The following is a 20,331-nucleotide window of genomic DNA, read 5'->3' as shown; positions in this document are numbered from 1 at the left end:
TTGCGGCCGTTGTGCCCCACCGCACCCCCTCAACAAAAAGGGCGGCGCTCTCGCACCGCCCTCTCTATTTCACATTAAACCAGAATTACTTAGCGTTCAAAAACTCGCCAACTTCGAGCAAGCTGAACTCGTTATTGTCGGCCTTGTCGACGGCGCGGCCGGCCGAGAAGGGCAGGTTGTTGTCATTGCCGATGATGATGTGCGTGGCGTCGACGCGGTCGACGTTTTCGATCGTGACGAAGGGCATGTCGTAGACGCCGTCCTTGCTGCCGGCCTTCTTCTTGTTGTCGGGGTCGTGGATGTTCATCAGGTCGATATAACCGATCTTGCGGACGGCCTTGCCGATATTGGCGTCGTTGAACTCGATCTTGTAGACGCGCTTCAGCACCGCCGGAGCTTCGAAGCAATCCGGCTTCGGCTGCTTCGGGTCGGCGCAGGCCTTGTCGCTGGTGCCGGCGCCGCTGTCGCGCTCGATAACGAGAGCAGTCGTGTCGTCGAGCATGTTGAAGTCGCCGATCGACACGCCTTTGTCCTCGAACGGATAAAGCCAGCTCCGGCCCGTCCACTTCTTGGAGGCGACGTCGAACTCGAGGACACGGATGGCGGTGTGACCGTCGGCTGTTTCCATCGTGCCGTCATCCTTATAGACGGCGCCTTCGAGCAGGCCGTAGAGTTTGGAACCATCCTCCGACACGGCAAGGCCTTCGAAGCCGCCGGAGCGCTTCAGATTGAAGACCGGCATCTTGGCGGCTGGATTGCTCGGCAGCTGGATCAGCGGGTTGTCGGGCGAAAGCACCGGCTTGCCGTCGAGCGTGGTCGGGATCACGTCCGTCAGGCGACCTTCGGTATCGACCTTCAGGATATAGGGGCCGAATTCGTCGCCGAGCCAGAATCCGTCGGCAACCGGCTGGATCGATTCGATGTCGAAGTCGGTGCCGGTGAGGTAGCGCGTATCGGTGCCTTCGAGCACGATCGGGAACGGAGCGATCTTGTTGGGGTCGGAAAGGAAGAGGTTCTTGACAACCTCAGCCTTGTTGGTCGCCCAGTCGAACTTCATCTGGTGCAGGAACAGCATGGAGTCGGACGAGTTGGCCTTGGAGCCGAAGCCGTTGTCGGAGAGCGTCCAGAAGGTGCCGTCGGCCATCGTCTTGATGCCGGAGAAACCTTGGACCGGTTGGCCGTCGAAGGGAAGCTTGAGGTCGGTGACGCGGGCGCCGTCCTTGCCGGGAACGCTGCCGAGCCCTTCGGTGCGCTTGCGGTCCGCCGTCGTGAACTTGCCGGAATGCTTGAGGAATTCAGGGGCGTCGGCCGGAGCCGGAACCATGGTGTTGGCAGGCAGGATGGCCTGGCCCGCGAGCTTTGCCGGAAATTCCTGCTGGTTGGCCGAAACGGGGCCGGCAATCAGAATGAAAAGCGATACGGAAGCAAGAAGGACGTTCTTCATAATATCCCCATGGAACGGATGCGAATGCACTCGCTTAACAGGGCTTCCGTGTCGGTGAATTGACGATTGGGTGAAGCTTTGGTGACGTGCCTTGCTCAGCCGTGCAGAATGACCGCGGGCGTGTTCAGCACGGTCACCGCGCGCGAGGAAAGCGCCATGACGCCGAGTGCCTGGCCGCGTCCCTTGACGGCATGAATGCCGAGATCCTCACAGGCGACGTCGTCTGGAAACTCCATGCGCCGGGCAAGCTCGGCAGAGATCAGGACCTGCCGGTTCAAGCTGCGGCAGAGCGTTTCCAGCCGAGCGGTCGTATTCACCGTGTCCCCGAAATAACTGATCTTGTGGTGGTCGACGCCGACTTCCGCCGTAATGATCTCGCCGCCGTGAAGGGCGGCGCGAAGCTTCGGCACCTGTCCGTAGCTTTTCCGCCAGCCGGCCGCATTGGCTTCGATATCGGCAAGAATGTCGAAGATGCAGCGAACGCATCGCGCATCCTTGACGCCGCGGGCAAGCGGCCAGGTAATGATCGCCGCGTCGCCGACATAGTCATTGATCATGCCCTTGTGACGCCGGACAGGCTCGGCAAAGGTCGCAAACAGCGAGCTCAGCAGCTGCTGTGCCCTGAGGTCGCCGTGCTTTTCCGCAAAAGCCGTCGAATCGACGAGATCGATGAACAGAAAGACGCGTTCTTCCTTGACCGGATTGCGGTAGCGGCTGACGAGCATGCTGAGGAATACCTCGCGGCCGAGCAATTCCCGCACGCGCAGGATGAAGATCAGCGCCGAACAGACGGCAAGCGCATAGAGGAAGACCTCGAACGGCATGATGACGAGATCGAGGAGAGACGACGGCTTCACCATGCCGAGGGACCAAAGCAGCAGGCCGGCGCAGGCGAAGCCGATGCTCATCAGGATCTCGTAGATCACCAGCTCCGTGAAGATGAAAACGGGGGTCGGCAGTTTGTGGATGCGTCTGTAGAGAGTGCGAAACAGGACCTTGCGCTCGAAGGCGAGGATCGGCATGCCGATGAAGAGCGCGAAGATCGCCCCGATAACAGGCGTCTGATTGGAGTAGAACATCATATCGTAGACGACGCCGCTGGCAGCCAGCACGATCGTAATCAGGATCCAGTTCTGCGTCGGAGATATTTCCCGCATGCCGCCTCTTCTCGCTCCGAAATTTCTCCTGGCCATTGTTTCAGTTGGTAAAATAGCGTCAAGCGAATTCGAATTAATGCATATCGGCCCGAAGTGCGCAGCGGTTCCGGGATGACGACATCTATGAAAACAAGGAGCTGAAGCGCGTCGCTTGGCTGAAGTTCGATGCGACGCGCTTTAGACTTCAGAGCGTAACCGTTTCAACCTTCCGGCCGGCGAAACGCAGCCCGATCTGGCCTTGGATCAGCTGCAGCGCCGGCTCGCCGAAAAGGTCGCGCCGCCAGCCGTGCAGGGCGGCGACCTCGGCCTTTTCGCCGTCGGCGGCGATCTTATCGAGATCCTCGCTATTGGCGATCACCTTCGGCGCCACGCCATGTTTTTCCGAGATCAGCTTCAACAGCACCTTCAAGAGCTCGACGGCGGCAGCTGCACCCTCGGGCGCCTGCGACTGGCGCGGCACATGCGGCATCTCGGCCTTCGGAATAGCGAGCGCCGCGTTGACCGCTTCGACGACCGCGCTGCCGGCGGCCGAGCGCTCCCAGCCCTTCGGAATGGTGCGCAAGCGCCCGAGCGCCTCGGCGTCCTTGGGCTGCTGCTGGGCGACCTCATAGATCGCATCGTCCTTCAATACGCGTGAACGCGGCACATTGCGGGCCCGTGCCTCACGCTCGCGCCAGGCGGCGACATATTTCAGGATCGCCAGCTCCTGCGGCTTGCGCAGACGCATCTTCAGCCGCTGCCAAGCATCGTCGGGATGCATGTCGTAGGTTTCGCGCGCTTCGAGAATGTCCATTTCTTCGCGGAGCCACGAGGTGCGGCCTTCACGCTCGAGTTCCGCCTTCAGCGACACGTAGACGTCGCGCAGGTGGGTGACGTCGGCCAGCGCGTATTCCAGCTGCTTTTCGGAGAGCGGCCGGCGGCTCCAGTCTGTGAAACGCGACGACTTGTCGATATGGACGTTCTTGATGCGGCTGACCAGCTGATCGTAGGAGACGCTGTCGCCGAAGCCGCAGACCATCGCCGCGACCTGCGTGTCGAATATCGGATGCGGAATGAGATTGCCGCGATTGAAGATGATTTCGATGTCCTGGCGCGCAGCGTGAAAAACCTTCAACACCTTGGTGTCGGCCATCAGCTCGAAGAAGGGGGCGAGATCGATGCCCTTCGCCAGCGGATCGACGAGCACTTCCAATGTCGGGCTCGCCATCTGGATCAGGCAAAGCTCCGGCCAGAAGGTCGTTTCGCGCAGGAATTCGGTGTCGATGGTAATGAAGTCGGACTTGGCCAGCTCTTTGCAGGCGGCCGCCAAATCGGCGGTGGTTTCGATCATATCATTCATTCGCAAGGAAAAGGTCGGTTGAACCTTCCTTCTCCTTTCGCTTCAATATGTCAATACAACAGCATAGGCTTCGCGCATTGCTGGCGAAGAATCACGTCCAAACTGTGGCAGCCAAGCGCCTCAGCTCACTCTGACATAACTCGTCATCCCCGTCTTCTGGTGCTCGATGATGTGGCAATGCAGCACCCAGTCGCCGGGATTATCGGCGACGAAGGCCAATTGCACCTTCTCGTCCGGCTGGACGAGATAGGTATCGGACACCAGCGGCATCACCTCCCGCGTCGATGAAGAGATTGCCGTGAAGCTCATTCCGTGCAGGTGGATCGGATGCGGGTGCGGCGTGGTGTTCTCGAGGTTGAACACATAGCTCTTGCCGAGCTTCAGTTCCGCCAGCGGCGCGGTCGGATCGGGCGTGTCGCCCGGCCACGGCACCTTGTTGATCGCCCAGAAGCTGTAACCGAGCGTGCCACAGATACTCTCTACGGCGGCGTTTTCGGCGGTGGCGCTCAGTACCAGCGGGATTTGTTCAGCAGCGGAAAGATCGGCCTTCGGAACAGGATTTTGACCAAGAGGTCCGAGATCGTCGATATCGCGCTTCAACGATGCTCCGACCGCACGCAGGCTGGCGATCGTCTTCGGCGCCGTGCCGCGGATGTCTTCCAGCGTAGCGAGGGCGCCTTCTCCATCGGGCATGCGCACGGCAAGATCGAGCCGCTGGCCAGGCCCGATCTGCAGGAGGTCGAGGGGGAAGCGCTTCGGCACCGGATTGCCATCGACGGCGATGACCGTCGCCTCGGCTCCTTCCATCCTCAGCGAGAAAACGCGCGTGACGTCGGTGATGGCGATCCGCAGCCGCACCAACCCGCCGGCCGGCGCGTCATATTGTGGCTCCTGGCGCCAGTTGGCGGTGCGCACCGTGCCGTAGGTGCCGCCTTTGGCAGCATCGCGCGGCCGGAAAGGCGCGATGAACTGTCCGTCGCCGCCGAGCCGCCAGTCGCGCAGGTTCAGCACCACCTCCGCGTCGAACTCCGGATCGGCGGGATCCTCGACGACGAGCATGCCGGTCATACCGTGTCCCATCTGCGTCAGCGTATTGCAATGCGGATGATACCAGAAGGTGCCGGCATCGGGCGGCGTGAAGGCGTAATCGAAGCTGTCACCGGTATAGATATAGGGCTGCGTCACGAAGGGCACGCCGTCCATGCGGTTGTCGATGCGAAGCCCGTGCCAATGGATCGTCGTCGGCTCGTCGAGCCCATTTTTCAGTCGCGCCGCGTAGGGCCGCCCCTTGATCATCCTCAGAACCGGCGGCATGCTGCCATGGCCCCAGCTCATGACATCTCTGGTCGGTCCCGCCTCGGTCAGCATGGCCTCGGTCTTTAGCGCCGTCAGCAGCTGCGGCTCCGGTGCCGCCTCGGCAAGTCCGAATTTGCCGGCAATCGCCATGCCTGCGCCATAGGCGCCTGCGACGGCGGAAGCTTTCAGCAGGTTGCGGCGGGTAACGAGGGGCATCGGGCGCTCCATGACGAGAATGCGTCCTTTTAAAGTTGACCGGTATTTTCATCAATACGGCAGGCGCGGGCCAAACTGCCGCAGCGCAGACGTCGCAGCCTCGCCATAAACCCGTGCCAAACACCCGGCTGCGCGTGCCAAGCCTTGACAAATCGGAGCGTCCATGCGCTTTTCCGCCCGATTTTCTTGTCGGCGCTTGAGGGTCTCGGAGCCCTTGCAGCCGTCTCACCACATGCCAGGATTTGAGATCATGCATCGCTACCGCAGCCACACATGCGCCGCCCTCCGCAAGACGGATGTCGGCTCGACCGTCCGCATCGCCGGCTGGGTCCACCGCGTTCGCGACCATGGCGGCGTTCTCTTCATCGATCTTCGCGACCATTACGGCATCACCCAGGTCGTCGCTGACCCGGACAGCCCGGCCTTCAAAATGGCCGAAACCGTGCGCGGCGAATGGGTCATCCGCATCGACGGCCTCGTCAAGGCCCGTACCGAAGACACCGTCAACAAGACCATGGCGACTGGCGAAATCGAGCTCTATGCCCAGGAGATCGAAGTGCTCTCCGCCGCCAAGGAACTGCCGCTGCCGGTGTTCGGCGAGCCCGAATATCCGGAGGACGTCCGCCTCAAATATCGCTTCCTCGATCTTCGCCGCGAGACCCTGCACAAGAACATCGTCAAACGCACCCAGGTAATTTCGGCCATGCGCCGTGAAATGGGCGGCGCGGGTTTCACCGAATATACGACGCCGATCCTGACGGCCTCCTCGCCGGAGGGCGCGCGCGACTTCCTCGTGCCGAGCCGTATTCATCCCGGCACCTTCTACGCCTTGCCGCAGGCGCCGCAGCAGTACAAGCAGCTCTTGATGGTCGCCGGCTTCGACCGCTATTTCCAGATTGCGCCGTGCTTCCGCGACGAAGACCCGCGCGCCGACCGCCTGCCGGGCGAATTCTACCAGCTCGACCTCGAAATGAGCTTCGTAACCCAGGAAGATGTCTGGAACACGATGGGTCCGCTGATGACCAAGGTGTTCGAGGAGTTCGCCGAAGGCAAGCCGGTCACCAAGGAATGGCCGCGCATCCCCTATGACGAGGCGATCCGCAAATACGGCTCCGACAAGCCCGATCTGCGCAACCCGATCGTCATGGAAGCGGTGACCGAGCATTTCGCCGGTTCCGGCTTCAAGGTCTTCGCCGGCATGATCGCCTCCAACCCGAAGGTCCAGGTCTGGGCAATCCCGGCCAAAACAGGCGGTTCGCGCGCCTTCTGCGACCGTATGAACGCCTGGGCGCAGAGCCAGGGCCAGCCCGGTCTCGGCTACATCTTCTGGCGTAAGGAAGGCGACAAGCTCGAAGGCGCCGGACCGCTTGCCAAGAACATCGGCGAGGAGCGCACCGACGCCATCCGCACCCAGCTCGGCCTCGATGACGGCGATGCCTGCTTCTTCGTCGCTGGCGAACCGGAAAAATTCTACAAGTTTGCGGGCGAGGCTCGCACCAAGGCCGGCGAAGAACTGAACCTCGTCGACCGCGATCGCTTCGAGCTATGCTGGATCGTCGACTTCCCCTTCTTCGAATGGAGCGAAGAGGAGAAGAAGGTCGATTTCGCCCACAACCCGTTCTCGATGCCGCAGGGCGGCCTTGAAGCGCTGCAGAACCAGGATCCCCTGACGATCAAGGCTTTCCAGTATGACGCCGTCTGTAACGGCTTTGAAATCGCATCCGGTTCGATCCGTAACCAGTCGCCGGAAACCATGGTCGCCGCCTTCGAGAAGGTGGGGCTCAGCCAGCAGGATGTCGAGGATCGTTTCGGCGGCCTCTACCGCGCCTTCCAGTATGGCGCGCCTCCGCATGGCGGCGCCGCCTTCGGCATCGACCGCATCATCATGCTGCTCGTCGGCGCGAAGAACCTGCGCGAAATCTCGCTCTTCCCGATGAATCAGCAGGCCCAGGATCTCCTGATGGGCGCGCCGAGCCCGGCAACGCCGACGCAGCTGCGCGAACTCGCGATCCGGCCGATCCCGCCGGTGAAAAAGGACTGACGGTTCTCAGCTTGAATGCAAAAGCCCGGCGATTGTTGTCGCCGGGCTTTTTTATCTCGGTCGCTCATAATGCCGCATAGATCGCCTCGCGAAGATCGACTGTGAATTTGCCCCACATGCCTTCGAGCGTCGTGTTCGTCAGCGCAACGACCGTCAGTCGGTTGACCGGGTCGATGAACCAGCTATGGCCGTAGACACCGCCCCATTTCAGCGTGCCGGCGGGGAAGGGAACGCCTGCCTCGGCCGGGTCGGTGATAACGGACCATCCGAAGCCAAAGCCTGAGCCGGGTTCGTATTGCTGGCGGTAGCCGCCGGCCTGGTCAGCCATCATTATTCGTACGGTTTCGTTTGAGAGCAGCGGCGCACCGCACTTGCGGATGGTTTCGAGGATGGCCAGGACCTCACCTGCCGTTCCCGCCATACCGGCGCCGCCTGAATGATAGGAGGCCGGATCGAAGATGCGGTTCGGCGCGAAGCGAATGGGCCGATCAAAGACATGACCACCGCATCCTCGCCGATCAACTTTCTAGAGTGACCATTGTGAAAAATAGCGAGGACGTGAAAAACCCTCCCGCCCGCCGCCGCGGCCGCCCACCGGCTTTCGACCGCGAGGCCGTCCTGTCCGCCGCCCGCGAGACCTTCTGGGCGCACGGCTATGAGGGTGCCTCGATCGCCGATCTCACTGCGGCCATGGGCATCACGCCGCAAAGCCTTTATGCGGCCTTCAGCTCGAAGGCCGATCTTTATCGCGAGGCGCTGCAGCAATACCGGACGCTGGGCGCCAACACGTTTTCGGCGCTTGCCGAACCGATCGACACCGTGTCCGCCTTCGAGCGTATACTGAAAGGTTCGGCCGCGATCTTTTCGGCGCCGGAGCATCCGAAAGGCTGCATGATCTCGACGGCGGTGCTGAACTGCGCCAGCGAGAACGAGGTCGTTGCCGATCATGTCGCGGCGCTGCGCCGCCAGTCGCTCGATGGCTTCGCAGCCAGGATCGAGCGCGGCATCCGCGAGGGCGATATCAAGTCCGGGACCAATGCCCGCGCACTGGCGCGATTTCTCGCCGCTATTGTTCAGGGAATGTCGGTGCAGGCAAGGGATGGGGCGTCACATGAGGATCTGCTCGATATCGCAGCGCTGGCCATCACCGAACTCTCCCGCCATCGTGCCTGAAAACGAAAAAGGCCCGACAGCTCGTGACTGACACCAGCTGCTGGGGTCAGTCACACACTGCCGGGCCAATCGTCGGTAAGACCGGACGATTAGTCGTTGGCCGAAACCTTGACGCCGAGCACCTGCGGCAGCGTGTTCGGTGCGCCCATCGCAGCACCCACGATCGTCGGGAACGGCACCGGCTTTGCAGGCGCGGCCTTGACCGTCAGGCTCTTCGGGTCGTCGAGGTAGGTGTTGACGGCGGCTGAAACGGCGTTCTGCAACTCCGGCACATTGAACTGCGCCAGCATGATCGGTGTCATCGCCTTCAGTGAATCCGCCATCTGCTTGCCCGACATATTCTGCTGTGCGCCGGCATAATCGAGCGCGCGCTTGGTGATCGAAGCATCTTCGAAACGTATCTGCGCACCCTCGAAGGACAGCTGCTGCATCAGGCCGAGCATAGCAAGGCCGAGCGCCTGCTGCGCCTGTTCCTTGTTCGGATTGGCTTCGGATTCCTTCATCGCATCCTGCATCGATTTTATGAAGGCCATCGTGTAGCCGGAGATTTTGAAGCCCAGATTGAGCTTGCCGATATTGTTGAAGTCCAGCGCGAATTCCGAAATGTCGATTGTGCCCGGCGCGAGTTCCCAGGCACCTTTCATAGTGATGTCGCCTTGGACGTGCTGCAGGGCGAGTTTCTCGATCGCATCCTTGCTCTGGGGATCCTCTGCCTTGCTGAGGTCGGCCTTCATGCTTTTGAAGGCGCCGTCGAAATCAAAGCCGGATTCATCTTCGCGCAGCGTCAGATTCATGTCGCTTTCGAGCACGGAAAACACTTCCGCACCGTCCTTGACTACCTTCAACGGGCCGGTATGGGCGGTTTCATAGAGCATCATCGTATCGAGGCTGTCACCGCCCGGTGTGGCCGGAACGGAAATGCCGCCGAGCGTCAGCTCCTGTGCGGTCACGGTGACGCCGTCTTTCGTGGTGTTGATATCGGGGAAGGCGGCCTCTTCGATGTAATAGCCGCCGTCCTCGTCTTCTTCCACGCCGGACAGGGTGACTTCGCCGATGGGGAGGCTCTCGCCGCCGGTCGGTTTGACGCTGACATTCTTCAGGGTGACGGTCGTGCCGTTGATATCGACGCCGTCAGCCGAGATGGTTCCGCCCTGCGCGGCATAGGCGGCATTGAGCTTCTTCAGCAGATCGTTGCCATCGAGGGCGAAAGCCGAGCCGGCGAGTGAGAAAAAGGCTGCGCCCGACAGCATCAGCCGCGTTGTCCGGTGAAAGTTCATGGGGTGATTCCTCTGGTGGCGTGTGGCGGTTTGGAAATCTGCAGTTACGCTACTACGGATTAGGTCGGCTTTATATTGCGGCCCACTAATTTTTTGTTGAAAGGAAGGGCAAACGAAATCCAAATTGCGGGTGATGAGCTTGTCTCAATTCTTCAATGTCGATCGGTAGACTTCATCCACAGCTGCAATGGCCTGGATTCCTTGCCCGTCGGGCTCTTCTGAGCTAGTCAGGACCCATGGGACAAGAGATTTTGCCGCCTTCTGGCGGAGACGACGACAACATCCAGCCGGTCGACCTCAAGGCGGCGCTCGAGCAGCGGTATCTCGCCTATGCGCTGTCGACCATCATGCACCGCGCTTTGCCCGACGTGCGCGACGGGCTGAAGCCTGTCCATCGTCGCATCGTCTATGCGATGAACGAGATGGGACTGAGGCCGACCTCGGCCTTCAGGAAATGCGCCAAGATCGTCGGCGAAGTGATGGGTAACTACCATCCGCACGGCGACCAATCGATCTATGACGCGCTTGCCCGTCTCGCCCAGGATTTCTCGCAGCGTTATACGCTGGTCAACGGCCAGGGCAATTTCGGCAATATCGATGGCGACAGTCCCGCCGCCATGCGTTACACCGAATCGAAGATGACGGCGGTCTCCGAACTGCTGCTCGAAGGCATCGATCAGGACGCCGTCGATTTCCGTGACACCTATGATGAATCGAATTCCGAGCCGGTGGTCCTTCCCGGCGCCTTTCCGAACCTGCTTGCCAACGGCTCCTCCGGCATCGCCGTCGGCATGGCGACCTCGATCCCGTCGCATAATGCCCACGAGCTTTGCGACGCGGCGCTGCATCTGATCAAGCATCCCGATGCCACAGTCGAGAAGCTCGTCGAATTCATTCCCGGCCCGGATTTCCCAACCGGCGGCATCATTATCGACAGCCGCGACAGCATCATCGAGAGCTACCGCACCGGCCGCGGCGGTTTCCGCGTGCGGGCAAAATGGCAGACGGAAGATCTCGGCCGCGGCGGCTATCAGATCGTCATCACCGAAATTCCCTTCCAGGTGCAGAAATCGCGCCTGATCGAAAAGATCGCCGAGCTGCTCATCGCCCGCAAGCTGCCGCTCCTGGAAGATATCCGCGACGAATCGGCCGAGGACATCCGCGTCGTCCTGGTGCCGAAGTCGCGCAGCGTCGACCCGACGATCCTGATGGAATCGATGTTCAAGCTGACGGAGCTCGAAAGCCGCTTCCCGCTCAACATGAACGTCCTGTCCATGGGCCGCATCCCCAGGGTCATGGCGCTGAACGAAGTGCTGAAGGAGTGGCTGGACCACCGTCGCGAGGTCTTGCAGCGGCGCTCCCGTTTCCGTCTGGCGGCGATCGAAAGACGTCTCGAAATCCTCGGCGGTCTTCTGGTCGCCTATCTGAATATCGATGAAGTGATCCGGATCATCCGAGAGGAAGACGAGCCGAAGCCCGTCATGATGGCGCGATGGGATCTGACCGACAACCAGGTCGAGGCGATCCTTAACATGCGGCTGCGCGCCCTGCGCAAGCTCGAAGAGTTCGAGATCCGCAAGGAATTCGACGAGCTCACCAAGGAAAAGGGCGAGATCGAGGCGCTGCTCGCCTCCGACGACAAGCAGTGGCAGACAGTCGCCTGGGAAATCGGCGAGGTGAAGAAGAAATTCGCCAAGGCGACCGAGGTCGGCCGCCGCCGCACCCAGTTCGCCGATGCGCCTGAGGCCGATGAGGAAGCGATCCAGCAGGCGATGATCGAGAAGGAACCGATCACGGTCGTCATTTCCGAAAAGGGTTGGATCCGCGCGCTGAAGGGTCATATCGCCGATACGGCGACGCTGACCTTCAAGGAAGGCGACGGCCTGAAGGTGGCCTTCCCGGCGCAGACGACGGACAAGATCCTGATCGTCACCACGGGCGGCAAGGCCTTCACGCTCGGTGGCGACAAGCTGCCGGGTGGCCGTGGCCATGGCGAGCCGCTGCGCATCATGGTGGATATGGACAATGATCAGGCGGTGCTGACCGCTTTCGTCCATGATCCCTCGCGCAAGCAACTGATCGTTTCCACAGCCGGCAACGGCTTCGTCGTTCCCGAAGCCGAGCTGGTCGCCAATACGCGTAAGGGCAAGCAGATCATGAACGTCGCGCTGCCCGAGGAAACGCAACTGCTCGTGCCCGTCAGCGGTGACCATGTCGCCGTCGTCGGCGAAAATCGCAAGCTGCTGGTCTTCCCGCTCGCGCAGGTGCCGGAAATGTCGCGCGGCAAGGGCGTTCGCCTGCAGCGCTACAAGGACGGCGGCATATCCGATGTCCGCTGCTTCGCAATAGCGGAGGGCCTCGTCTGGGAGGACAGCGCCGGCCGCACCTTCACGAAGAACAAGGACGAGCTTGCCGAATGGTTGGCCGACCGCGCGAGCGCCGGCCGCACCGTGCCGAAGGGTTTTCCGCGCAGCGGCAAATTTGCCGGCTGAGCTTTCACGGGGCCGCGTGTGCTATCAGGCGCCGGCCCCGTAACTCATTGATTACCTGCAAATTTTAGATTTATCGAGGCGGATTCAAGGATGCGCAGTAAATTCTGCGCTCGGCTCTTGGCGAGTTCCGGAACCTCTCTATCTCACTCCTGTTACCAAAAATAAGAGAAAGCCGGTTCCGTGGGCGGACGGAGCGGCTGTGGGCCGTGCGCTTAGGGAAGACGCGTGCGCCTTTAACGGAGGAAATTCGATGCTCGCCGCCAACACGATCAAATGCCGCGTCAGCCACACCTATAAGACGCCGCCGGCTGTCGTCTATGACGCCTGGCTCAACCCCGAAATCGCCCGGCGCTTCCTGTTTGCGACCGACGATGGCCATGTCATCCGAGCCGATATCGATCCGCGCGTCGGCGGACGCTTTTTCATCGTCGATCGCCGACCGACAGGAGACGCTTTTCACCAGGGCATGTTCCTGGAGTTGAAGCGCCCTCGGCACATGGCGTTCAGCTTCTCAGTCGAGGAACATGATCATAACTGCGACCGCGTCGAGATCGATATCGAGTCTCTCGGCAATGGCAGCCGCCTGACATTGACCCACATAATGTGCGCCGAGTGGGCCGAACACGAGGAAAAGACCCGGCAAGGCTGGGCGCATGTGGTCGAGGCGCTGGACCGGGAATTGGAACAGCAGCAGTTGAAGGCTACGGGTTGAGCGGCACGCTGAAATCCCGAAGGAAGCGGGTCGCGCCTTCCTCGTCGATCTCGCCGGCGGCGACGGCAAGGACGAAAGCGTAGAGATGGGCGTCAGTGGTCTCTACCTCGTAGCCATTTTCGAGGAGGAATACACCGGCGGTGACGATCGCGATGCGCTTGTTGCCTTAGAATGCGTGGTTGCGGGAAATGCCGAAAAGATATGCGGCGGCGAGTTCGATGACGTCTTTGCAGCCGTAGTAGGCTTTATGCGTTGGCCGGCCGAGAGCGATTCCAGCGCGCCTTCGTCACCCGGTCCGGCAAGCCCGCCGAACCGCTCGATCTGCATTGTCTGCAGGCTCTCCACGAACGGCCTAGGCAGGAATTTCACGGCCATTATTCGGCCCAGCTTCTTCAGGGCAAGCTTATATTTGTCCATGAAATAGCGCGCCGCCTCAAGCTGACGGGACAGATCCTCATCGGCCGGTTTCAAAATGATAACGCCGTTTTCCATTTGCAATTCCAGCAAGTCGCCTGCTTTTAGTCCAAGGCGATCCAACACCTCTTTGGGAATGATGACACCATCGGAATTTCCGATCTTGCGGATCGTGACGTTCATCGCTCTGTCCTCTGTGATAACGCCGTTGCAAGATGGCGCCGAGCAGGCGACAACGTCACATCAACCCTTGCCTGATACTCTTCCGCCGCGCCATCCAGAGGGAATGCGCGGCAATGGTCGCCACGAGGATGCTGCCGCCGACGAGCGTCATCGTCGCAGGCGTTTCGGCAAAGATCAGCCAGACCCAGATGGGCGCGAGCACCGTTTCGAGCAGGTAGAACATTCCGACTTCAGGCGCGGAAAGATAGCGCGGCCCGGTCGCGAGGCACCAGAAGGCGACCGGCATCACGATGGCGCCGTTGAAAAGGATCCAGCCGGGATGGGTGATGGAAAGCCCCGCGGGCAGCACTTGCGCGAAGCCAAGCGCAGCTGGCAGGACGGCGGCAAGCAATGGCACGAAGCCCATTTCCCGGCGCGACGCCCGGCCGATCGTGATGGCTGCGGCAAGAATAAGGGCGCTGAGAAGCGCCATGGCGTCGCCAAAAAAATGGCCGCTGGAAAGCCCCTCGCTCACGATCAGTCCGACGCCTGATATCATGAACAGCATGGCGATATGCGTTGCGGCCGATGGCCTCTCCTTGAGGAAAATCCAGGAAAGAAGCGCTCCGAACATCGGGTTGAAAGCGACGATGAAGACGACATTGGCTGTGGTCGTATTGAAGACGGCCAGCACGAAGGTGAGGGAGGAGAAGCCGTAGAGCAGACCAGCGAACAGGCCGGGTTGCCCCGGAACGAGGACCGGCCATTTGCCCGAGGCAAGGCGCATTGCTCCAAGGATGACCAGCGTGGCGAGAACCGTTGCTGCGCTCCGCATTCCGAGAATCGACCAGATGTCGCCATCGCCAAGGCGAACAAGCGGGATATCGATCGACAGCGCCAGGCCGCCGATCGCCGTCAGCAGCAGGCCCTTCCTGTGCTCGGAAGCGGTGGCGGACATTCAGTCGTGGGTGCTTTCGGGCATGGATGTGGGGTCGAAACGCTCCCAGCCGCGCGGCGTCAGATGCTCCTGCGGCTGAAAACGCGTCTTGTAGTCCATCTTCCGCGACCCTTGAACCCAATAGCCGAGGTAGACATGCGGCAGGCCAAGCGCTTTCGTGCGCCTGACATGGTCGAGAATCATGAATGTGCCAAGCGACCGACGGTCGAGCGCCGGATTGAAATAGGAATAGACCATCGACAGCCCGTCGCTCATCGTGTCGGTCAGTGCAGCGGCAAGCAACTCGCCCTTCGGCCGCTCTTCCAGCCCAGAGCCTTCCTCGCGTCGGCGGTATTCGACGATTCGCGTGTTCACATGCGTGTCTTCCACCATGATCGCGTAATCGAGCACGGTCATGTCTGACATGCCGCCCTGCTGGTGGCGAAAATCGAGATAGCGTCGGAAGAGCGAATATTGTTCGCTGGAAGGCTGGGCGGCGAATTCGGTGGCGATGACATCGGAATTGGCGGCAAGCACCCGCTTCATCGATTTCGTCGGTTCGAATTCCTGGGCGAGGATTCGCACGGAAACGCAGGCCCGGCAGGATTCGCAGGCCGGGCGGTAGGCAATGTTCTGCGAGCGGCGGAACCCACCCTGGGTCAGGATGTCGTTCATCTCGGCGGCACGCGGGCCGACCAGATGGGTGAACACCTTGCGCTCCATCTCATGCGGCAGATACGGGCACGTAGCCGGAGCCGTCAGATAAAACTGCGGGGATGGCGTCGCCTGCGTATTCATTTGTCGCGGAAATTTCCTTGTCGAGACAGTGCCGTTTTCTGACAGCATGACCTAAGAATAGAAAACGTCAACAGCGCGGCGGTCTTCGCCCTACATTTCAGTCTTCTAATTTGCGAAATGGAGCGTCGTCATCTCGGGTGCAGGGAAGGCGGAGACCTTTTTCGTCTCCGCCGCGAGACCTCCGTATGGGTCTCAGGCAGTGCGCACCGTCACCGTGCCGACCAGGAGGTCGTGGATGAGGCGGCTGCGCTCGATAAACAGGCCGGCAAGCAGGATGAGCGGCGTCAGCACCGAGTTAAGGATCCAGAACAGTGCCAGATGCACGATCGCCGTTAGGAAATCCATCGGCCGGCCATCGACGCGCACAATCGCGATTCCCATCGCGCGCATGCCGAGCGAGGCTTGGCTCGGCCCGCCGACGGTCAGGCCGAAATAAACGCCGGCGACGATGACGAAGAGGGCAGGGTAGAGGAAGAAGCCGAGGCCGAGCGTGACGATCGACAGGAAGAACAGAACGATCGCCGCGGGAATGCACAGCAGCGCCACGATGAGGTAATCGAGGATGAAAGCAAAGACACGGCGGCTCAACACGCCGCTATAAGCGCGCCAGTCCTCCGGTGCAGCATAAAGCGGATTGGGGTTGTAGCTCATCTCAATCTCCTCTCGCAAACGCGACGCCGCTGATATGGTGTCGACGGGGCGAAATACAATCATTCGCCCCGAAATCACCTCTTTGCGAGAATTTTCGCCACCTCGACCGCAAAATAGGTGAGGACGCCGTCGCATCCCGCCCGCTTGAACGAAAGCAACGTTTCCAGCATCGCCCGCTCGCCGTCGATCCAGCCATTCATCGCCGCCGCCTTGATCTGCGTATATTCGCCTGACACTTGATAAGCGAAGGTCGGCAGGCCGAAGGCCTCCTTCATACGCCAGCAGATGTCGAGATAGGGCAGGCCGGGCTTGACCATCAGCATGTCGGCGCCTTCATCGACGTCGAGCGCGGCATCGCGGATCGCCTCGGTGCCGTTGGCCGGATCGATATAATAGGTCTTCTTGTCGCCTTTCAGCAGCCCGCCGGTCGAGATCGCCTCGCGGTAGGGGCCATAGAAGGCGGAAGCGAATTTCGTCGCATAGCTCATGATGCCGACGTTCTGGTGGCCGGCCGCATCGAGCGCCATGCGGATCGCGCCGATGCGCCCGTCCATCATTTCCGATGGTGCGATAATGTCGGCGCCGGCATCCGCCTGCATCACGGCGGCGCGCGCCACCTGATCGACGGTTTCGTCGTTGACGATCTCGCTGCCTCTCAGGATGCCGTCATGGCCGTGGCTGGTGAAGGGATCGAGCGCGACGTCGGTGATGACGCCGATATTGGGCACCGCCTTCTTGATCGCCGCTGTCGCCTGGTTGATCAGGTTGTTGGCTTCGAGGCTGTTCGACCCGGTGTCGTCGCGCAGCTCCATCTCGATGTTCGGAAAGGTGGCAAGCGCCGGAATGCCGAGGCCGGCCGCTTCCCGCGCAGCTTCCACGGCCTTGTCGATGCTCATGCGGTTGACGCCCGGCATGGCCGGGATTGGATCGATGATGCCGGAGCCTGGGACGATGAAGATCGGCCAAATCAGGTCGTCGACCGTCAGCCGGTTCTCCTGCACGAGGCGGCGCGTCCAGTCCGCCTTGCGGTTGCGCCGCATGCGGCGATGGCCGGTGATCTCGTCGACGAGATGCGTCTTGTCTTGCATGATATCTATCCCTGGCCCATTCCATTTATTGGGGCGCTCATTATCATGGCGCCCGGAAAATCCAAACCGGACGATTGGCCGCGGCGGAAAAACTGCTTGTAACGATCCGATCCGGGACCGATGTTGCGCCATGGAAACCGATTCCCCGACAATACCGAAACGCACCCTGGCGGACCTTCTCTTCATCCTCTTCCTGAGGCTGGTCGCCGTATCCTGCTTCTGGTTCGGGCTGCAATATTGGGCGATGCTCGTCGGCTATTCGCTGGTCGGTGCCGGCCGCTTCGATCTCCTGAGCCTGCCATGGAAGGTGGCGAGCACCAGCCTCGCCGTGCTTTTCCCCGTCGCCGCCCTCGGCCTGTGGCTCACCGTTTCCTGGGGGCCCGTCATCTGGGTGCTGGCCGCAGGCGGACAGATCCTGATGTATGGGCTGCTGCCTGACATTTTCGGCTCTAACCAGCTGATCATTCTGCTGCACCTGATGGTCGCCGTCGTCTACTGGATTTTCCGCCTCCTGCTGTGGCTGGAAAAGCGCCGGCATCGCCGCCAGGTAAGCGTTGATTTACCCTGAGACAACGTGGAGTTTCCGGTAAGGCTCCATTAAGCCTGCGGTTTAAGTCGAATTTTATATGTATTCGATAGGGTCTCACTCAAGGCGGGAAGAAAACACACCGCCAATCAAACAGTGAGGCAGTCAATATGAATACGAAAATCAAGCCGCAGGCGGTATCTAACTTTCGCGACCAGCAGGATCAGGGCATCCGTGATCTTTACATGGAATCCCTTCATCTTGTCGAACGTCTTCATCGCCGTCTTCTCGACGTCATCAAGGACGAGTTCGACCGTCAGGGCCGCAGCGACGTCAACGCCATCCAGGCGCTGCTCCTTTTCAACATCGGCAATTCCGAGCTGACCGCCGGCGAGCTGCGCTCGCGTGGCTACTATCTCGGCTCCAACGTTTCCTACAACGTCAAGAAGCTGGTCGATCTCGGCTTCATCAACCACCAGCGCTCACGCATCGACCGCCGCTCGGTCCGCATCAGCCTGACCGAAACCGGCCAGGACATCGCCGAAACGGTCGCCAAGCTCTACGAACGTCATATCGCCTCGATCGACAAGGTCGGCGGCATCGGCACCGACGAGTTCACCCAGATGAACAAGCTGCTCCAGCGCCTGGACCGCTTCTGGAACGATAGCATCATGTATCGCCTCTAAGACCCTCGACCTCCTTTCAGGGTTGAAGAAAACCGGATGCGTTCCCTGCGCGTCCGGTTTTGCCGTTTCCCCGTGGCATCTTTGCAACGAATGGCAGGCAAGCGTAAGCGCTGGTATTCAAGCCGTTTTTTAGCCGTTATTAACCGGCACGATTTACCCCGTCACACGGTTCGTTGCGTGATGAACCCGGCCATCGGCAGCTGTCTTCGGCCTGGCAACACGAATTGGCCATATTGGTGTGGCAGCGGAAGGTTAACAACCGGCGCTTTCAATGGATCAGGAACGTTCAGACTTTCGCATCGCAATCTTGTGATGCGACGGGCGGGATTGTCTGATGCGCCGGGAGAACGAATGGATAGGGATCTGCGTTACGGCGCAGTGATTTCGCAAAGGGCCGCGCTTCCTTCATGGCGGCATTCAGTGGTTGGGACTATGTCGAAGAAAAACGGAAATGAAGCTCTCTCACGTCGCGCTTTCCTTGCGTCCGCGGCAACGATTGGCGCCAGCGCGGTTGCCGCGCCGGCATTCGCGCAGTCGGCGCTCGATACGCTGATCAATGCGCCGCGCCGCGGCAACTGGGACGACCAGTTCGACGCTAAGGCGGCTTCGCGCACGGCAACCGCCGTCGTTTCCAACACGCCGATCCTCGGCCCCCAGTCAGTGCCGAGCGCCCAGCAGGCGATCATGCAGTATCAGCAGATCGCCGCCGCCGGCGGCTGGCCTGAAGTCAATCCCGGTGATCAGCGCCTGCAGCTCGGTGTTTCCTCTCCCACCGTCCAGGCATTGCGCCAGCGTCTCGCGATCACCGGCGACCTGCCGCGCGAGGCAGGCCTCTCCAACGCCTTCGATTCTTACGTCGACGGCGCCGTCAAGCGCTTCCAGGCGCGTCACGGCCTGCCGGCCGATGGCGTGCTCGGCGAATTCACGCTGAAGGCGATGAACATCCCCGCCGATGTCCGCCTGCAGCAGCTGAACACCAACCTCATCCGCCTGCAGACCTTCCCGGAAGACCTCGGCCGCCGTCACTTGATGGTCAATATTCCGGCTGCCTATGTGGAAGCCGTTGAAGACGGCAGTGTTGCAACGCGCCATACTGCGGTTGTCGGCCGTCTGAGCCGCCCGACGCATATTGTCAACTCGAAGGTCTATGAAGTCATCCTCAACCCGTACTGGACGGCACCGCGCTCGATCGTCGAGAAGGACATCATGCCGCTGATGCGCAAGGATCCGACTTATCTCGAAAAGAACGCCATCCGTCTGATCGACGGCAAGGGTAACGAAGTGTCTCCCGAGACCGTCGACTGGAATGGCGAAGCGCCGAACCTGATGTTCCGTCAGGACCCCGGCAAGATCAACGCCATGGCCTCGACGAAGATCAACTTCTACAACAAGAACGGCGAGTACATGCACGACACGCCGCAGCAGGGCCTGTTCAACAAGCTCATGCGTTTCGAATCCTCAGGCTGCGTCCGTGTTCAGAACGTCCGCGACCTGACGAATTGGCTCTTGCGCGAGACTCCGGGCTGGAGCCGTCAGCAGATGGAGCAGGTGATCGCAAGCGGCGTCAACACGCCGATCAAGCTCGCCATGGAAGTTCCGGTCTATTTCGTCTACATCTCCGCCTGGGGCATGCCCGACGGCATCGTCCAGTTCCGCGACGACATCTATCAGATGGACGGCAATGCCGAGCTCGCGCTCGACACCACGGCCGGCATGGAACAGCCGGTTCAGTAAGCGACAACCTCAGTATCGTGATTTGTGAACCGCGCCTTTGGGCGCGGTTTTTTGCATGAACAGGAGGGGACGCTCGACTTGGCCGCCACGCCTCGGCGCGGCGCCGTCACAAAACAGCCCGAGCGCGCGCTTTGCCCAGCAAATGTCGTTCTTCGTATTGCCCTTGCCACGGCGGAAGGCTAATACCT

General features: G+C 60.8%; 16 protein-coding genes and 3 pseudogenes. 7 read left to right on the top strand and 12 right to left on the bottom strand.

What is annotated here, in order from left to right:
* Window positions 1-85: 85 nt before the first annotated feature.
* The 4 genes from GA0061105_RS20150 to GA0061105_RS20135 form a co-directional block, all read right to left on the bottom strand.
* On the bottom strand, window positions 86-1,444 hold the full coding sequence (locus GA0061105_RS20150) for an esterase-like activity of phytase family protein (protein ID WP_092752429.1): 1,359 nt from the start codon (window positions 1,442-1,444) through the stop codon (window positions 86-88).
* Window positions 1,445-1,539: 95 nt separating this feature from the next.
* Window positions 1,540-2,601: an adenylate/guanylate cyclase domain-containing protein gene (locus tag GA0061105_RS20145; protein WP_092752427.1), complete on the bottom strand. Its 1,062-nt coding sequence runs from the start codon at window positions 2,599-2,601 to the stop codon at window positions 1,540-1,542.
* A gap of 184 nt (window positions 2,602-2,785) precedes the next feature.
* Window positions 2,786-3,931, bottom strand: a complete 1,146-nt coding sequence (gene rnd, locus GA0061105_RS20140; RefSeq protein ID WP_064692689.1) for a ribonuclease D — start codon at window positions 3,929-3,931, stop codon at window positions 2,786-2,788.
* Between the two features lie 129 nt (window positions 3,932-4,060).
* Complete coding sequence (locus GA0061105_RS20135; RefSeq protein WP_092752528.1) at window positions 4,061-5,452, bottom strand: multicopper oxidase family protein; 1,392 nt, start codon at window positions 5,450-5,452, stop codon at window positions 4,061-4,063.
* A 250-nt stretch (window positions 5,453-5,702) separates the two neighbouring features.
* On the opposite strand from GA0061105_RS20135, the gene aspS reads away from it, so the two are divergent.
* Window positions 5,703-7,493, top strand: coding sequence for an aspartate--tRNA ligase (aspS, locus tag GA0061105_RS20125; RefSeq protein WP_092752426.1), 1,791 nt, complete (start codon window positions 5,703-5,705; stop codon window positions 7,491-7,493).
* A gap of 64 nt (window positions 7,494-7,557) precedes the next feature.
* On the opposite strand, the pseudogene GA0061105_RS20120 reads toward aspS, so the two are convergent.
* Window positions 7,558-8,015: pseudogene (locus tag GA0061105_RS20120) on the bottom strand (serine hydrolase); the annotation flags it as partial.
* Between the two features lie 9 nt (window positions 8,016-8,024).
* On the opposite strand from GA0061105_RS20120, the gene GA0061105_RS20115 reads away from it, so the two are divergent.
* Window positions 8,025-8,666, top strand: coding sequence for a TetR/AcrR family transcriptional regulator (locus tag GA0061105_RS20115; protein WP_092752424.1), 642 nt, complete (start codon window positions 8,025-8,027; stop codon window positions 8,664-8,666).
* Window positions 8,667-8,755: 89 nt separating this feature from the next.
* On the opposite strand, the gene GA0061105_RS20110 is transcribed toward GA0061105_RS20115, so the two are convergent.
* A complete protein-coding gene (locus tag GA0061105_RS20110) occupies window positions 8,756-9,943 on the bottom strand; it encodes a YdgA family protein (protein WP_064692510.1) in 1,188 nt (395 codons plus the stop codon).
* A 236-nt stretch (window positions 9,944-10,179) separates the two neighbouring features.
* Here GA0061105_RS20110 and parC point away from each other — a divergent pair, with 236 nt between their 5' ends.
* Window positions 10,180-12,435, top strand: a complete 2,256-nt coding sequence (gene parC / locus GA0061105_RS20105; RefSeq protein ID WP_092752422.1) for a DNA topoisomerase IV subunit A — start codon at window positions 10,180-10,182, stop codon at window positions 12,433-12,435.
* 250 nt (window positions 12,436-12,685) lie between these two features.
* The gene (locus tag GA0061105_RS20100) at window positions 12,686-13,147 is read left to right on the top strand and encodes an SRPBCC family protein (RefSeq protein WP_092752420.1); all 462 of its coding nucleotides are present in this window, start codon (window positions 12,686-12,688) and stop codon (window positions 13,145-13,147) included.
* Here GA0061105_RS20100 and GA0061105_RS20095 read toward each other — a convergent pair.
* From GA0061105_RS20095 to hemB, 6 genes and pseudogenes are all read right to left on the bottom strand, one after another.
* Window positions 13,137-13,522 (bottom strand): annotated as a pseudogene (locus tag GA0061105_RS20095) (type II toxin-antitoxin system death-on-curing family toxin). The gene GA0061105_RS20100 and the pseudogene GA0061105_RS20095 overlap by 11 nt on opposite strands.
* 9 nt (window positions 13,523-13,531) lie before the next feature.
* Window positions 13,532-13,744, bottom strand: a pseudogene (locus tag GA0061105_RS20090) (AbrB/MazE/SpoVT family DNA-binding domain-containing protein); the annotation flags it as partial.
* Window positions 13,745-13,799: 55 nt separating this feature from the next.
* Window positions 13,800-14,681, bottom strand: coding sequence for a DMT family transporter (locus GA0061105_RS20085; RefSeq protein WP_092752418.1), 882 nt, complete (start codon window positions 14,679-14,681; stop codon window positions 13,800-13,802).
* Window positions 14,682-15,458, bottom strand: coding sequence for an arginyltransferase (locus tag GA0061105_RS20080; protein WP_064692515.1), 777 nt, complete (start codon window positions 15,456-15,458; stop codon window positions 14,682-14,684).
* 192 nt (window positions 15,459-15,650) lie between these two features.
* Complete coding sequence (locus tag GA0061105_RS20075) at window positions 15,651-16,109, bottom strand: RDD family protein (protein WP_064692516.1); 459 nt, start codon at window positions 16,107-16,109, stop codon at window positions 15,651-15,653.
* A gap of 74 nt (window positions 16,110-16,183) precedes the next feature.
* Window positions 16,184-17,197, bottom strand: coding sequence for a porphobilinogen synthase (gene hemB, locus GA0061105_RS20070; RefSeq protein ID WP_064692517.1), 1,014 nt, complete (start codon window positions 17,195-17,197; stop codon window positions 16,184-16,186).
* A gap of 130 nt (window positions 17,198-17,327) precedes the next feature.
* On the opposite strand from hemB, the gene GA0061105_RS20065 reads away from it, so the two are divergent.
* From GA0061105_RS20065 to GA0061105_RS20055, 3 genes are all read left to right on the top strand, one after another.
* The gene (locus tag GA0061105_RS20065; RefSeq protein ID WP_064692518.1) at window positions 17,328-17,765 is read left to right on the top strand and encodes a DUF6163 family protein; all 438 of its coding nucleotides are present in this window, start codon (window positions 17,328-17,330) and stop codon (window positions 17,763-17,765) included.
* A gap of 128 nt (window positions 17,766-17,893) precedes the next feature.
* A complete protein-coding gene (gene ldtR / locus GA0061105_RS20060) occupies window positions 17,894-18,409 on the top strand; it encodes a transcriptional regulator LdtR (protein ID WP_004673822.1) in 516 nt (171 codons plus the stop codon).
* Window positions 18,410-18,841: 432 nt separating this feature from the next.
* The gene (locus GA0061105_RS20055; protein ID WP_064692519.1) at window positions 18,842-20,143 is read left to right on the top strand and encodes a L,D-transpeptidase family protein; all 1,302 of its coding nucleotides are present in this window, start codon (window positions 18,842-18,844) and stop codon (window positions 20,141-20,143) included.
* The last annotated feature ends 188 nt before the right edge of the window (window positions 20,144-20,331 follow it).

Origin of the sequence: Rhizobium aethiopicum (assembly GCF_900094625.1) — a bacterium.
GTDB lineage: Bacteria > Pseudomonadota > Alphaproteobacteria > Rhizobiales > Rhizobiaceae > Rhizobium > Rhizobium aethiopicum.
This window is presented reverse-complemented; position numbering and strand designations above follow the sequence as displayed.

What these genes read in the sequence shown, in the direction of transcription:
- GA0061105_RS20055 (WP_064692519.1), top strand. Translation starts at nt 18,842, where the DNA reads ATGTCGAAGAAAAACGGAAATGAAGCTCTCTCACGTCGCGCTTTCCTT.
- GA0061105_RS20135 (WP_092752528.1), bottom strand. Translation starts at nt 5,452, where the DNA reads ATGCCCCTCGTTACCCGCCGCAACCTGCTGAAAGCTTCCGCCGTCGCA.
- GA0061105_RS20145 (WP_092752427.1), bottom strand. Translation starts at nt 2,601, where the DNA reads ATGCGGGAAATATCTCCGACGCAGAACTGGATCCTGATTACGATCGTG.
- GA0061105_RS20085 (WP_092752418.1), bottom strand. Translation starts at nt 14,681, where the DNA reads ATGTCCGCCACCGCTTCCGAGCACAGGAAGGGCCTGCTGCTGACGGCG.
- GA0061105_RS20100 (WP_092752420.1), top strand. Translation starts at nt 12,686, where the DNA reads ATGCTCGCCGCCAACACGATCAAATGCCGCGTCAGCCACACCTATAAG.
- parC (WP_092752422.1), top strand. Translation starts at nt 10,180, where the DNA reads ATGGGACAAGAGATTTTGCCGCCTTCTGGCGGAGACGACGACAACATC.
- hemB (WP_064692517.1), bottom strand. Translation starts at nt 17,197, where the DNA reads ATGCAAGACAAGACGCATCTCGTCGACGAGATCACCGGCCATCGCCGC.
- GA0061105_RS20150 (WP_092752429.1), bottom strand. Translation starts at nt 1,444, where the DNA reads ATGAAGAACGTCCTTCTTGCTTCCGTATCGCTTTTCATTCTGATTGCC.
- GA0061105_RS20065 (WP_064692518.1), top strand. Translation starts at nt 17,328, where the DNA reads ATGGAAACCGATTCCCCGACAATACCGAAACGCACCCTGGCGGACCTT.
- rnd (WP_064692689.1), bottom strand. Translation starts at nt 3,931, where the DNA reads ATGATCGAAACCACCGCCGATTTGGCGGCCGCCTGCAAAGAGCTGGCC.
- GA0061105_RS20075 (WP_064692516.1), bottom strand. Translation starts at nt 16,109, where the DNA reads ATGAGCTACAACCCCAATCCGCTTTATGCTGCACCGGAGGACTGGCGC.
- aspS (WP_092752426.1), top strand. Translation starts at nt 5,703, where the DNA reads ATGCATCGCTACCGCAGCCACACATGCGCCGCCCTCCGCAAGACGGAT.
- GA0061105_RS20110 (WP_064692510.1), bottom strand. Translation starts at nt 9,943, where the DNA reads ATGAACTTTCACCGGACAACGCGGCTGATGCTGTCGGGCGCAGCCTTT.
- GA0061105_RS20080 (WP_064692515.1), bottom strand. Translation starts at nt 15,458, where the DNA reads ATGAATACGCAGGCGACGCCATCCCCGCAGTTTTATCTGACGGCTCCG.
- ldtR (WP_004673822.1), top strand. Translation starts at nt 17,894, where the DNA reads ATGAATACGAAAATCAAGCCGCAGGCGGTATCTAACTTTCGCGACCAG.